A 14,649-nucleotide genomic window follows, 5' to 3' on the forward strand; every position below is an offset into this window, starting at 1 on the left:
CCTCTCAGGTAATCGACCTGCCTACCGCCGCCCGGCACAGTGGCGGCACGGCATCACGATTTCCACTTGAGGCAAGGAGAGACTTCCATGAACGCAACCGCCCCGTATCTCGCCGACGAACCGAACACCATCCGCACCGCCGACAACACACGTCTTTTCTTCCGCGACTGGGGGCAGGGCACGCCGCTCGTATTCCTCTCAGGCTGGACGCTGAACTCCGACATGTGGGCGTACCAGATGGAACCGCTGTCGCGCCTCGATTGCCGCTGCATCGCGTACGACCGGCGCGGGCATGGCCGTTCGAGCGACCCGGGCCGCGGCTACGACTTCGACACGCTCGCCGGCGATCTGGAAAGCGTCTTGAGCGCGCTTGATCTGACCGGCGTCACGCTGGTCGCGCATTCAATTGCGAGCGGTGAAGCGGTGCGTTACCTGACGCGTTACGGTTCGGCGCGCGTCGCCCGGGTCGCGTTCGTCGCGCCCGCTGCCACGCCGTATCTGCTGAAAACCGACGACAACCCTAACGGTATCGACGCCGCGTTGTTCGAGCAGGGCCGCCTCGCGCTGAGCCGCTCCTTTCCCGACTGGATCGAGGCGAATGCGCCGCCGTATTTCGGGCCCGGCGTGTCGCGCGCGCCGATGGACTGGACGATCCGCATGATGATGCAAACCTCGCATCAGGCGATGCTCGAACTGGCCCGCGTCCAGACCATCACCGATTTTCGCGCGGAACTGGCACGGATCGAGGTGCCGTCGCTGGTTCTGCATGGCGACCGTGATGCGTCGGCGCCGCTCGAACTGACCGGGCGGCCCACCGCGGCGCTGATACCCGGCGCGTCACTGCATGTCTACGAAGGCGCCGGTCACGGTTTTTACTTCACTCATGCGGAGAGGTTGAACCAGGATTTGCTGGCGTTCCTGGGCCGCCAGCCGGCTTAGGATCGACGGGCAACTGGTCTTCCACCGGCGCGTCGGCTTTGCCGGCCGCGTCGTCGGACGGCGCAGCGGCGGGCGGCTCGTCCTTCGCTGCGTCAGGTGAGTCAGGTGCGTCTTTGCTCATGTCATCCGCTTCGATCCTGGCCGGCGCGCTTTCCGGATCCCACGTCAACAGGTGGCGCTGCGGGTTCGCGATCTCGATGCCTCTCTCCTGGAACTGGAAGAGAATGCGCCGGTTGAATTCGCGCTGCACGCCCCAGCGCGCGCTGTCGCGGCACTGAATCTGGCCGGCCAGCGTGATGGCCGAGCCGTCGAGCGCATCGACGCCCCAGAAGCTGAAGTCCGACAGAATGCCGTCCTTGAACTTGTCGTCCTCGCGCAAGGCGGCGCCGATTTCCTTCAAGGTGTCGATGGCGAGATCGACATCCTGGCCGAACACGATGTTGACCTTCACCGCCGCATTGCCGATGCCGCGATTCGTGTTGTTCACCGTCGACACCGAACTGAACGGCACGATGTAGAGCGAACCGTCGCCGCCACGCAGCCGCACGGTGCGGATCGACAGATATTCGACGGTGCCGGACACGCCCGCGAGCGTGACCCAGTCGCCGACCTGCATCGCGTTTTCCATCAACAGGAAAATGCCGGTGATGAAATCCTGCACCAGTTTTTGCGAGCCGAAACCGAGCGCCACGCCGAAGATACTCGCACCTGCCAGCAGCGGCCCGATGTTCACGCCGAGTTCGCTCAATCCAGTGAGCACCACCACCAGCGCGATGACGCAGAAGAGCGCGCTGCGCAGCATCGGCAGCAGGGTGCGCAAGCGCGCCGCGCGCACGAGGTCGCCGCTAGTGGTCCAGCGGTCCAGCCGCTGTTCGACGGACACATTGACGCCTTCCCACACCAGCAGCGCGATCACGGCTGCCACGCCGATCGTGATGATCGCCGATGCGAGCCGGTGCCCGATCGTGCCCGTCCGGAACAGGTCGACCACATGGACGCCCCACACCTGCAACAGCGCGAGCGCGGTCACGATGCCGATGATCCACGCCACCACGCGGCGCAGCAGCGGGTAATAGCGGTACGCGTGCAGATGCACGAGCGACTTCGTTGCGTCGCCCTCGACATTGAAGAGCCGCGCCAGCGCGCCGAACAACACGATCGACACGACCCGCGCGCCCACCAGCACCGCCAGCGAAATGCCGCCGAGGTGCAGCAGCGTGTGATAGCCATTCTGCACGTCGAGCGCCCAGATGAACCACAGCGCCATGACGACGAACACCGCGGCCCACGCCCAGACCTCGGCGAAGACATTGCCGACGATCTCCAGCGATTTGCGCTCGGCGACGCGCTTGCGGATCAGTTCGCCGACCGGGTTCGCGCATTGCAGCAGCAGGATCGAAATCAGGACGTGGCCGGCGAGCGCGACCACTTTCATCAAGGCGAGATGCGCCGCGTCGTTCAGGCCGAGCGACTGCGCGATCTCCGCGACCGCGGAACCCGCGCCCACCACGCTGACAATTCGCACCACCCAGCGCTGCACGAAGGCGGCCCACGCATCGCTCATACGGAGCAGACGCAGACGTGGCGCGGCCGGTTGCAGGAAGAAACCGCTGACGATCACGATCACCCGGCACAGCACGTAGATGTCGACCAGTGAATCGAGCGCGCGGTCTTGCGGCGTGCCGTCGTCGGTGAAGATCGACATCAGCGCGCTCGCCGCGCCGACGAACACCACAAGCGGCAACAGCCGCAGCACCATGGTCAGGAGTGCGCGCGGCAGGCGCCGCAGGAGCGTCCAGTGATGTTTGGCGTTCTGCTTGCCTTTGGCTTCGGTGACCTTGCCTTTGGCCTTCGTAGCGGCCGAGGTGCCTGATGGCACGGCCTCGGCTTGTGCCTGCGCCGCACTCACCGGCGAAGCCGGCGACACGGGCAAGGGCGGCGCGGCGTTCGGCGCGTCGGCGGGTTGAGGCGCGACGTCGACGGGCAGATCGGCTTGCGCGGCGTCGTCTTCGTCTTCCCGTTCGCGGCGCGCGGCCAGCGCCCTGTAGGCGCGGCGCAGCAGGTGGCGCGCGAGCCATTCGAGCACGAGCGCGGGGATCAGCGCGGCCAGCAGCGACCACGCGACGTGGCCCAGCACGGCACGCGCTTGATGGTTGGTCGATTGCCAGTTCCACCAGGCACGGACCGATGCAACATCCAGCAGCGCGGCGACCGAACTGCTCAACGACGTGCCGAGGTGGACCGCCCAGTGCGCGCCCTGGCGGGCCAGTTGCGAGGCGAGGCCGTTGGACTTGAACGCCGCCGGCACGATGGCGCCGGCGCCGCTCGCCGCAGCGGGCGCCGAGGCGGCGGCGGGCGCGGAAGCGGGCGGGGCGCTCAGCGCGCCGGCGGCGGCGATGGCCTGCAGCGTGTCGGCGACTTGCGCGCGGCGCTTGGGATCATTGAGAACGGCGAGCGCCTGGCGGGCCTGCTCGGGAGTCAGCGTGACGCCGACGCCGGAGGCCGACGATGCGGGCGTAGCCGGCGCGGTGGCGGCGAAAACCGGCGCGGCGATGAAAGCGAGAAGGAAGAAAAACCAGATTGGGAATAATTTGCGCATAGAGTGTAAAGCGGGGGACAGATGCGGAAGGCTGTGCCGATACGTACGGACCGGTTCGGCGGCGTGACCATGAACCGACACGCGTTTGGTCGTACAAGTTCCTTGGGCGGCCTTGGCGCGAGGTGCCGGAAAGCCGGCGAGCCCCGTGCGGCGGCACCTTGCAGTAGCAAAAAACCTGCCTGTCGGACAGCACCGGATTGTCCCATGCCGGCTGCGACGCGTAAGAATTCCCCCAACTTCCGCCTCTGCGGGTGCTTCCGGGACTGCAAAGCCTCTGCAATCGCAACCGCTCCGACTCCGCAAATGCCGCCGCACCGCACCCGCACCCGCCTCGCAATCACTCCGTCGCCGCTGCCCTACGCACCTGCGGCACACCCAGGGTGCCTTCCACGACTTCAGTGAAGGTGCGCTCCTCGCGCAGAATGAAGCGCTTCGTTTGGGCTAGCTTGAAATTGTCGCGTGCCTCGGCATCGGCGCGCAGCCTCGCCCGATACGCTTCATAGGCCGCGAGACTGTCGAACGCGATCAAACCCCACGCGATGTCGTTGGTCCCCTCGTGCGGCAGGAAATAGCCGATCAGATGGCCGCCGCAGCGCGGAATAATGCGGCCCCAGTTGCGGGCGTATTCGTCGAAGGCGTCGCGCTGGAAAGGATCGATCTGATAGCGGATGAAGCAGGTAATCGCCATGTGCAAGCTCCCGGGTTATTCGAAGGTCGTGGTGTGAAGCACCGTGACTGCAATATGGCGCGCGCCGGGCAGCGATGTTTCAACGCGGTCTGAACTATGGATGGGTGGCCGTGCGCAAGGCGTGAATCAGGCGCCACGCATCTAAAGCGGCCGTTGCGAGCGGATCGTCAAAAACGCCAGCGCTGCACCGGCCAGCGCGCACAACGCCGACACCAGCGCTACCGCGCGCAACGCCGCGCCGAGCGCGTCGGCTTGTGCCCGCGCCACTTCGGCTTGCGCTTGTGCCGTATCCACGTTTGTTTGGGCCGCGTCGGTTTCCGCGTGCGCCGCCGTCGTATCTGCCCGCGCCCCACCCACTTTCCCCTCCGACGCACCGGTCCCAGCGGCCGGCGACGCAGCGCCCGAATCCATGCCAACCTGCGCCAGGCTGGCCGCTGCGCGCGTCGCCGGCGGCACATGCAGCGCATCCAGTCGCGCATCGAGTGCCGCATCGTGCGACCACACGAACACGATTCCCAGCACCGCGATCGCCAGCAGGCTCGCCACCCGCGCCACCGCGTTATTGATGCCCGAAGCGACGCCCGTGCGCGCAGCGGACACCGAAGTCATCACCGTCGTCGTCAGCGGCGCGACGGTAACGGTCATGCCAAGTCCGAGCACGGCCAGCGCGGGAAGAAAGCCGCGCCAGTACTCGCCGCGTACCCACGGCAGCGCGAGCATCGCGAAGCCGGCCGCGGCGACGACCGGCCCCGCGGTCAGCAAGGCCCGCGCGCCATAGCGGCTCGTCAGGCCGCCGGTGAAGCGCGACAGCAGGCCGATGGTCACCGGCACCGGCAGCAACGCCGCGCCCGCCTGAGTCGCGCTGTAACCATAAGCGCGGATCAGCGTGAACGGCAGGAAGAACAGCGCCCCGCCGACCCCAAAGTAAAGCAGCAGCGTGACGAGATTGGCGCCGACGAAGTCGCGTGAACGGAACACGTCGAGCGGCATCATCGGATTGCGGGTTTGGGCTTCGAGCGCGACGAAAGCGATCAGCACCAGCAGCCCGCCGAGGATCGACGCCAGCACCCAGCGGTCGCCGAAGCCGCGCGCCGAGGCAAGGGTCAGGCCGTAGGTCAGGGCGGCGAGTCCGGCGGTGACCGTGGCCGCGCCCGGCCAGTCGAGTCCGGCCGCCGCATGTCCGGTGGTCCCGCTGGCGAGCGTGGACGAATTCCCATCATCATTCTGCCGGCTATCCGGCACAGCCATGACCGCCAGCGCGACGGTCGCGCACGCAATCGGCACGTTCAGGAAGAAGATGGCCCGCCACGAAAACGCATCGACGAGCCAGCCGCCCGCCACCGGCCCGAGCGCCGAGGTAATCGCGCCGACGCCGGCCCAGGTGCCGATCGCCTGGCCGCGCTCCTTGTCGTCGAACACCGCGCCGATGATCGAGAGGCTGCTCGGCACCAGCAGCGCCGCGCCCACGCCTTGCACGGCGCGTGCCGCGATCAGGGCGCCGGCGCCCGGCGCGAGGCCGCAGCCGATCGAGGCCAGCGTGAACAGCCCGATTCCCGCGATGAACACCGTGCGCCGGCCGAGCTTGTCGCCGAGCGAGCCGCCCACCAGCACCAGCGCGCCGAGAAACAGCAGATAGGCGTCGACGACCCACTGGATCGCCGCCACGCTCGCGCCCAGTTCGCTCTGGATGGACGGCAAGGCGACATTGACCACGGAGCCATCGATGAAGGCCATGCTCGAGCCGAGGATGGTCGCGGCCAGCGCGAGTTTTTTACGCCGGCACGGGTGGACGAGACTGAGAGGCTGCGTGCGGATGACGAGCGCGTCGCACGGGCTGGCCTGAGCGGGCAGGACGGACGAGGAACGGCGCTCGAGCGCCGGTGCGTGCGGGTCGGCCAAGTCCGCTCCCGGAGGATGGATGAACGGCCTTCAGCATAGCAATGCGGGCGCATCGGCGAAAGGCGCGAGGGATGTGGGCGACGCTGCCAACGCACCATGCCACGTCATTTCGCGCCATGGTGCGCGCGAAGTGGCGGCGCGCGCGGCCGATCAACTTCCAGCCGGCGAAGTCCAAACTGGACCCGCCAGAGTCAGGCGAAGCAAAAGCGACGCCGAACTTACCCGCTCACACCAGCGAAGGTGCCCGCCGCTCCGCCTCGCCGTCGGCATCCGCGCCGCCGGCCGCGTTCGACGCGCGCCCGGCCGCCGGCTCCTGGTGCAACCGGTTGGCGTGCATCAGCCGATACAGCGTGGCCCGCGAAATGCCAAGTTCGGCCGCCGCCTCGGACAACTTGTAGCCATGCCGCTGCAAAGCGTGTTCGATCGCGTCTTTCTCGGCCTTGCTGCGGATTTCCGCCAGCGTCACGGCCGGCCCGTTGTCGGCTTCCGGCAGGCCCAGATCGCTGGCCGTGATAAAGCGGCCCTCGCTCATCACCACGGCGCGGCGCACGCAATTGATCAGCTCGCGCACGTTGCCCGGCCACGGATAGTTCGACATGGCGACGATCGCGTCGCTCGACAGGCCGCGCAGTTTGCGTGCGCCGTCCTGTTTGTACATGCTGAGCGCATAGTTGGCGAGCAGCTTGATGTCGCCGCCGCGCTCGCGCAACGGCGGCTCGACGAGACGCAGCACGCATAGACGGTGATACAGGTCGGAACGGAAGCGCCCGTCTTCGACCGCCTTGTCCAGATCGACGTGGGTCGCCGAAATCACCCGCGCATTGACGTTGATCGGGCCGTTGCCGCCCAGCCGCTCGATCGTGCCTTCCTGCAGGAAGCGCAACAGGACCGCCTGGCATTCATGCGGCATATCGCCGATTTCATCGAGAAAGAGGGTGCCTTCATGGGCGCTCTCGATCCGGCCGATCTTGCGCTGGAGCGCGCCGGTAAAGGCGCCGCGTTCGTGGCCGAACAGTTCGGCTTGCAGCAGGCTCGGCGGAATTGCCGCGCAATTGATCGCGACGAAGGGGCGGCCGATGCGCGGCGAGCGTTCGTGAATCGCCTTGGCGGTCAGTTCCTTGCCGGTGCCGGATTCGCCGGCGACGAACACCGGCGCGTCGGTCACGCCGCATTTGTCGATGCGCCGGTACAACTGCTGCATCGCCTCGCATTGCCCGACCATGCCGTGCCGGCCGGCCGAAGGCTCCGGCGCGACTTCCACATGCCGCAGGCTCGACAGGCCATGTGCATGGCCGAGCGCGAACACGAGCCGCTCGTTGAGCCACGGCCGTGTGACGAAGTCGAAGCAGTAGTCGAGGATAAAGCGGCTGACCAGTTCGTTTTCCGCCTGCCCCGGCGCGATCTGGGCGACCCAGTTGGTCTCGACGCGCCGCATGCAGGACGCCAGCGCGGACAAATGTTGGGATGTGCAGTCGCCCGGCAGTTCGACCAGGCCGACCTTGATATTGCCGCGCTCGAGCATACGCTCGGCGACGGCCGTGCTTTTGGCATGCACCGCTTGCCAGCCAGAAGCCGCCAGAAAAGCGGCGAGTTTCTGGTCCGGCGAATTCGACACATACAGAACGGTACGTTCCGTGTCGACAGGCGTGCAAGTCGTATTCATGTTACCCCCGGTTTGATGCAACTCTCAGGACTGTTCTGCGACGTACGCGACAGACCGGCACGATGCCGGCTTCCGGCCAACTGAGCCAGCCGGTCCGCTTGCGCGGGCCCGGACATGGATTGATCCACCGCTTTGGGGTTCTGCTCCTCCCAGCCCGGCGGTCACGATTCACGGCAGCGGCAATCTCGGGGGGCATGGAGCGGGCGGCGCAAACCGCGAGGTGCTACATATCGGACGAATGGCGGGAACGGTGTTCACCGTTGTAACCGTCACACGATCTTTTCCCCGAATCACTCAAACCGTTTTTAACCTCGTTGGCCTGATACAGGCGCTCTTGTTGGCGCATGGGCTTAACGATAAGCGAAACCGCTTTCGAGCGCCATACAAACAAGTCTGGATTCAGAAACGTTTTCCACGTCACCCCATTGTCCTTGCGGTTCAAAAATGGTCGGTCAAGTCCCGCTATGGGCGGCATCCCACATAGCGCTTCAATTCGTTTTACGGCAAATGCGAAACAGAACTGTAGTTCGAGATTTGTCTTGTCTCACGCGTGCGACACATCGGGCATGGGTGCTCCGGCCACCAGGTAGGGTTCCGAAGCATCGGCATATTTGACCGGGATGCGACGCAACGCCCGGCCACGCGCGGAACGTGCGGATTTTCCCGTGAGCAGACGGTCACCAACAGCTTGCTGCGGCGCGTCGGCGACCGCGCGAGCACGTGTCGAATTCGAATCAACGCGTGCTGCGAAGGAGGCCCGGACCGGGTGCGGCGCAGCAACGATCACGGTGGCATAAGGGTTTGAGGGTGCATGGCATAGCCGTTGCAATAAGCACTTCACAGCGAGTGCTGTTGCCGCCCGGTCCCAGGTTCAAGGAAGCCAGAATAAGAAGAGACCGGCGGCAAAAAGACTTCGTAGGCGCGGCCGGGGAAGCCAATGCGTTCTACGAGAGTGCGGCGGGGCCACTGAAAAACAGATGTCATAAAAGAACGGCGCAATGATCGGTACAACGTACCGGTCATTGCGACCGGACGATGCAAAGGTCGACCTCGCCACTTTTTCCGTCTGTTCCGGCGGATGTGAAGGGGATGGCAAAAACAACACGTACCGCGCTCGTGGAGTTGGCGAGCGAACGCTACGCACAACAGCAAGAAAACAGCGAAAGAACAGCGACGGGGCAGCGCGCGGTCGAGGACCAACCGGGCGCGATGAAGCGGGGAGGAATGGCCAGAGTCTCCATAGAGAGGCGCGGGTTACGAGGTGGACCGGGCGCCGTGTCCGCGAAGTTGCGGACACGGCTCACCTGGACAGGGCAGTAAAAGAAGCACATCTTTTCGGGGGTTGTCATGACCAGACAGATCACCAAACCGGCCGGCACAGCACGGACGGATCGTCAAACCACGACTCACTCAGTGGGCGTCTCCTTTCAACGACATATCGCCGCGCCGCGTGCCTTGTTCGCCGCGCCGCCGGTCGATCTGACGACGCTGGTGATCGCCGAGGCGATCAAACGCCGGGCGCAAGCGGAGATCCAGCGCGAGGCGCTGCGCGACTCGGTGTATGAGATGCCGGTGTCGCAGGAACGAAACTACGAACGCGGTGCGGACATTCGCCCGTCCTATTCCGACGAATAAATAGAACATTGACCGCTATCGAGGTGGCCTCGCCAACCGAACGGCGTCAGACCGGCGGAGAGCCGACATGATCGACATCTTCCTGATTTCATCCAGCATGGAGCGTGCGCCGCAAATCGTCGCTCGCCTCGAGGCAAGCGGCGTGGCTTACCGGTTGCGCACCGCTCAGGGCACGGCCCGGCAAGTGCGGGCGCACGACCGTGCGATTCAGAGCGCCGATATGCTGATCGTCGACGACGCCGATCTGAGCGCGCGCGATCTGGACGGCGTCGAGGAAGCGCTGGCCTGCACGCCGGCCCTGCATTGCGTGCTGGTTACTGCGGCGCCGTCCACCGCCTTGCTGGGTGTGGCGATGCGCGTCGGCGTGCGGCACGTGCTGTCGTGGCCGGTCGACGCCGACGAGATCACCACCATTCTCATCCAGGCCGACGCGCGGAAAAACGCCATTGGCCGCCGCGCCGGCCGTGTCGTCTCACTCGCCTCGAGCAAGGGCGGCAGCGGCACGACGCTGATCGCCGTAAATCTCGCGTATTCACTTGCCGCGCTGAGCAACCGGCGTGTGCTGCTGATCGACCTGAGCCAGCAATTCGGCGACGCCAGTCTGCTCATGGCCGACAAACCGCCGCCCACCACGCTTGCCGATCTCTGCTCCCAGGCGGAGCGTCTCGACGCCGCGCTACTCGAATCATGCGTGATGCATGTCCACGCAAATCTCGATGTGCTGGCGGGTGCAGGCGATCCGCTCAAGGCTGCCGAACTGCTGCCCGCGCAGTTGGAGTGCATTCTCGCGCTGGCGCGCGAGCGCTATGACGCGGTGCTGATCGACATCGGGCAGAGCCTGAATCCGATGACGATCCACGCGCTCGATCGCAGCGACGCGATCTGCATGGTGGTGCGCCAGAACCTGCTTTACCTGCACGGCGGCCGCCGCATGCTCGATATCTTCAGGGAACTGGGCTATCCGGCCAGCAAGGTGCGGGTGGTGGTGAATCACTACGACAAGAACGCCCAGATCAATCTGTCGAAGCTCGAACAGACGCTCGGCGCGAAGGTGGCGCATCAGCTTCCGCGCGACGACAAGCAGGCCAACGACGCGCTCAGCCGCGGTGTGCCGCTGGTGACATCGGCGAGAGACAGCACGCTTGCACAAGGCATCAGCCTGCTGGCGGACATGCTATGGCCGTGCAGCGCCGAGCGCCGCAAAGGTGTGCTCGGCCGGCTGTTCGCTTCGCGGCCGAACGTGCCGCCGCAGCTCAAGCCGGGGCATTGAAACCGTCCTGTCAAGCGGGACAGACTCGTCAGAAGCGAATCCGCGCGTCCGTGGCCTGATCTGGACAGCGGGCCCGTGCCGCTGCTACGCTGCGACACTGGGAGGCCGGCAGCCCCTGGCGTAGCCGGCTCGAATAATAATTCGCATATCGAAACGAGTCGGCAATGACATGGACCACTCCGCCGCCAAGGCGTCATGGCGAGCATTGTCCTGCGAAAAATGCGAGCGGTGAGCCGGACAGTGTGGCGGATCGCGTCGACGCACAGTCGCGCGCTATCACGGCGAGCGGCATGCGCAAGGCCTCGGTGGAAGTGCTTGCGCGTTGCGCAGCCGCGCTCATGTTGAGTCTCTTCGCCTATGCGGCGATCAAGCGTTGGCAGGAAGAGCCGAATCGCATCACCTTGCTGTTGCTGGTGGTGGGCGCGTTCGTCACGCTAGGCTTGTCGCTATTTGCGCGCGTGCCGTTCCGGCGCGACTGGACGCCGTTCGCTTTCATCTGCGCGGTAGGCGGCACGTTCTATTTTCTGGCGGTGCGCTTATCGAAGCAAGGTGCGGTTTCGCGTGATTCCCGGCGTGTTTTGACGGTGTATCGTGTCGTTGTGGCCGGCTATATGCGCGGCCCGTCCGCTTACTTTTCAGAGCGCCTGTGAGCGCAGCATCGTCCATGCAAAACGAGTCCAACGGTCTCAACGATATCGCGTCGATCCTGTCCAATCCGATTCTCAACACGGATTCGTACAAGGCGTCGCACTACCTGCAATATCCGCCCGAAGCGTCGGCGATGTTCTCGTACATCGAATCGCGCGGCGGCCGCTACGACTGCACGCTGTTCTTCGGCCTGCAGATGCTGATCAAGGAATATTTGTGCCGCCCGATCACGCCGGCCATGATCGGGCAGGCCAAGGCGTTCTTCACGGCGCACGGCGAGCCGTTCAACGAAGCAGGCTGGCGCTACATCGTCGAACACCATGGCGGCTATCTGCCGGTGCGCATCCGCGCGGTGCCGGAAGGCTCGGTCGTGCCGACGCACAACGTGCTCGTCACGGTCGAATGCGACGATCCGCAGGTGTTCTGGCTGGCGTCGTATCTGGAGACCATGCTGCTGCGCGTGTGGTATCCGATTACGGTCGCGACGCAAAGCTGGCATCTGCGCAAGACGATCCGCGGCTATCTGCTAAAGAGTAGCGACGACCTCACGCAATTGCCGTTCAAGCTGCACGACTTCGGCGCGCGTGGCGTGTCGAGCGCGGAGTCGGCGGCGATCGGCGGCGCGGCGCATCTCGTCAGCTTCATGGGCTCGGACACCGTGCTCGGCGTGGTCGCCGCAAACCACTACTACAACGAGACGATGGCGGCGTTTTCCGTGCCGGCGGCCGAGCACAGCACGATCACCTCGTGGGGCCGCGAGCGCGAAACCGACGCGTTTCGCAACATGATCGCGCGGTTCGGCAAGCCAGGCGCGATCGTCTCCGTGGTGTCCGACTCCTACGATCTGTTCGCCGCACTCGACGCCTGGGGCACCGAGTTGAAGCAGGCGGTGCTCGACTCCGGCGGCACGCTGGTGATCCGGCCCGACTCCGGCGATCCGCAAACCATCGTGTTGCAAACCCTGCGGGCACTTGAGGCGTCGTTCGGATCGGTAGTGAACGGCAAAGGGCGGCGCGTGCTCAACAATGTGCGGGTGATTCAGGGCGACGGCGTCAATCCCGATTCGATCGAAGCGATCCTTGCCGCCATAGACGAAGCCGGCTTCGCGGCGGACAACATCGTGTTCGGTATGGGCGGCGCGCTGTTGCAGCAGATCAACCGCGACACGCAGCGCTTCGCGATGAAGTGTTCCGCGATCCGGTTAGGCGACGAGTGGCACGACGTGCTCAAGGATCCTGTCACGGACGCCGGGAAGCGCTCGATGAAAGGGCGGCTGACGCTGCTGAAGAATCGCCACACGCGCGAGTATCGAACGACGACGCTGCCCGTTGCGTGGGACGAGCGCACAGTCGAGGGCGATTGGGAAGAAGCGCTGGTGACGGTGTTCGATTCCGGCAAGTTGCTGGTCGATATGTCGCTTGCCGAAATCAGGAGTCGCGCTCACGCGCACGAAGGCTAGTGCGCCGCGTTGCTCGCTTCCCAGACTGCAACACCTGAAGCGCGGATATTGATCCGGCACGGTGCGTCTTCGCGCAAGTGGGTATCTTCATTGGCAATGTCGAACCGGACGCCCGCGATATTCACTCGGACATAGCGCTCGCCGCGCCGTAATTCGACTGCGTCGACCACACCGGCATGCGTGCCGTCTTGCTCGACAACAATCGCATGCGACGATACGCGCCACATGACGCGCTCGCCGGCGCGCAGACCGAGTCCACTGTCGCTGATTCCGATCACGAAGCCCGGCGCGATCTCGACTTGCCCCGACGCGCTCATCACGCCTTCGCCGACGTTATGCAAACCGAGCAGCCCGGCCACGCGCATCGACGCTGGCCGTTCAAACACGGCATCGATAAACCCCGCTTGCAACACGCGGCCCTGTTCGACGACCAGGACTTCATCAGCCAGCAACGCGGCTTCATCCGGATCGTGCGTGACGATGATCGTCACCGCGGCGATCTCGCGCTGCAAAGCGCGCAACGACTGCTGCAAGCGGCGCCGCCGCGGCGTATCCAGCGCGGCGAACGGCTCGTCGAACAGCAGCAGTTCGCTATGCCGTGTCAGCGCGCGCGCAAGCGCGACCCGCTGCCGCTGGCCAAACGACAGTTGATGCGGCAAACGCGCGACGAGTTGCGCGAGACCCAGATGGTCGAGCCAGTAATGCGCGCTGGCGGGATCGGCATCGACGGGAAAGGCCAGTTGCTGCGCGACCGTCATATGGGGAAACAGGCCGTAGTCTTGCGGCATATAACCGATCTGCCGACGCTCGGGCGGCAGCGTATTCAATGGCGTCGCACCGAGCGTCACGCTGCTCGACGCGTTGGATTCGAGCCCCGCGATCAGACGCAGCGCCAACGACTTGCCCGATCCCGACGGCCCGATGATCGCGAGGCGCCGCGTGGCCGGCGTCCATGCGAGGTCGAGATCAAAGGCGCCCAGCCGGCGTTGCAAATGGAAAGCGAGGCGCAGATTGGCGGGTTCGCTGCGGCTCGCCGTCAGGTCCGCGCCGGGTTCGAGCGCGTCGTCGCCGTTTTCGGTCTGCTCGAGCGCGGTCTTTTGCCGAAGGCTGTAAATCGACAGCGCCGCGCAGACGATCGCGATGGCGAGCGTCGGCAGCAGCAGGGGCATCATCGCCGGCAGCCCCTGGCCGCCGAAGACAACGTACGTATAGACCGGCAACGAATACGGGTGATAAGCCACCATCACGGTCGCGCCGAATTCGCCGAACGCGCGCAGCCACGCAAGCGCGAGTCCCGCGCGAATCGCCGGCCATGCGACCGGCAACATGACGCGGAAAAAGCGGCTGCCGGCGTGATGGCCGAGCGTCGCGGCGACGTCGTCGAGCACGGGGTCGACGGCGCTGAACGCGGACTTGGCGGCGATGATCAGGAAGGGCGCGGCGACGAAGACTTCCGCGAGCACGATGCCGGCGAACGAATCCGTCAGCATGCCATTGGTGAAGCGGCCGACCCAGCTATACGGGCCGAGCAGAAACAGCAGCAGCACGCCGCTCGTGAGCGGTGGCAGCGCCAGCGGCAGTTGCACGACAAAGCCGAGCAATGCCACCTTGCGCGAGTTCGAGCGCGCCAGGAAATAGCCGAGCGGCACGCCGCCTAGCAGGATCGCGAGCGAGGCGACGCTCGCGCTTGCCGCCGAGATGCCGACCGCCGACCACGTCGCGCGCCAGTCGACATTCGCCCAGTCCGCTGCGCCGAGCTGCGGCACGCTCGCGACAAATGGAGCGCACAGATAGACGGCCAGCAGCGCCGCCAGCCACAGCAGCGGACGCGCAGCGGTATGTTTCACCG

The 14,649-nt window shown here is 65.5% G+C and carries 10 protein-coding genes; 5 read left to right on the top strand and 5 right to left on the bottom strand.

All coding sequences use genetic code 11. From position 1 onward, the window contains the following. The first annotated feature begins 87 nt into the window (after positions 1-87). The gene (locus HF916_RS18415; RefSeq protein WP_168790295.1) at positions 88-939 is read left to right on the top strand and encodes an alpha/beta fold hydrolase; all 852 of its coding nucleotides are present in this window, start codon (positions 88-90) and stop codon (positions 937-939) included. Here HF916_RS18415 and HF916_RS18420 read toward each other — a convergent pair. The 4 genes from HF916_RS18420 to HF916_RS18435 form a co-directional block, all read right to left on the bottom strand. Continuing rightward, entirely contained in the window at positions 878-3,538 is a 2,661-nt protein-coding gene (locus HF916_RS18420) for a mechanosensitive ion channel family protein (protein ID WP_168790296.1), read from the bottom strand. The genes HF916_RS18415 and HF916_RS18420 overlap by 62 nt on opposite strands. A 337-nt stretch (positions 3,539-3,875) precedes the next feature. Continuing rightward, positions 3,876-4,226, bottom strand: a complete 351-nt coding sequence (locus tag HF916_RS18425) for an NIPSNAP family protein (protein WP_168790297.1) — start codon at positions 4,224-4,226, stop codon at positions 3,876-3,878. Between the two features lie 141 nt (positions 4,227-4,367). Further along, on the bottom strand, positions 4,368-6,125 hold the full coding sequence (locus tag HF916_RS18430) for an MFS transporter (protein ID WP_168790298.1): 1,758 nt from the start codon (positions 6,123-6,125) through the stop codon (positions 4,368-4,370). Positions 6,126-6,351: 226 nt separating this feature from the next. After that, on the bottom strand, positions 6,352-7,788 hold the full coding sequence (locus tag HF916_RS18435) for a sigma-54-dependent transcriptional regulator (RefSeq protein WP_168790299.1): 1,437 nt from the start codon (positions 7,786-7,788) through the stop codon (positions 6,352-6,354). 1,347 nt (positions 7,789-9,135) lie between these two features. On the opposite strand from HF916_RS18435, the gene HF916_RS18440 reads away from it, so the two are divergent. From HF916_RS18440 to HF916_RS18455, 4 genes are all read left to right on the top strand, one after another. Beyond that, positions 9,136-9,423 (top strand): hypothetical protein, encoded by a 288-nt coding sequence (locus tag HF916_RS18440; RefSeq protein ID WP_168790300.1) that lies wholly within the window; start codon positions 9,136-9,138, stop codon positions 9,421-9,423. A gap of 67 nt (positions 9,424-9,490) precedes the next feature. Next, positions 9,491-10,693 (top strand): AAA family ATPase, encoded by a 1,203-nt coding sequence (locus HF916_RS18445; protein ID WP_168790301.1) that lies wholly within the window; start codon positions 9,491-9,493, stop codon positions 10,691-10,693. 164 nt (positions 10,694-10,857) lie between these two features. Continuing rightward, positions 10,858-11,343, top strand: coding sequence for a hypothetical protein (locus HF916_RS18450; protein ID WP_206001909.1), 486 nt, complete (start codon positions 10,858-10,860; stop codon positions 11,341-11,343). 14 nt (positions 11,344-11,357) lie between these two features. Continuing rightward, entirely contained in the window at positions 11,358-12,800 is a 1,443-nt protein-coding gene (locus HF916_RS18455) for a nicotinate phosphoribosyltransferase (RefSeq protein WP_168790302.1), read from the top strand. On the opposite strand, the gene HF916_RS18460 is transcribed toward HF916_RS18455, so the two are convergent. Continuing rightward, the gene (locus HF916_RS18460; protein ID WP_168790303.1) at positions 12,797-14,647 is read right to left on the bottom strand and encodes an ABC transporter ATP-binding protein/permease; all 1,851 of its coding nucleotides are present in this window, start codon (positions 14,645-14,647) and stop codon (positions 12,797-12,799) included. The two genes, HF916_RS18455 and HF916_RS18460, sit on opposite strands and share 4 nt — an antisense overlap. Positions 14,648-14,649: the final 2 nt, after the last annotated feature.

This window comes from Paraburkholderia aromaticivorans (assembly GCF_012689525.1).
Taxonomy (GTDB): domain Bacteria; phylum Pseudomonadota; class Gammaproteobacteria; order Burkholderiales; family Burkholderiaceae; genus Paraburkholderia; species Paraburkholderia aromaticivorans_A.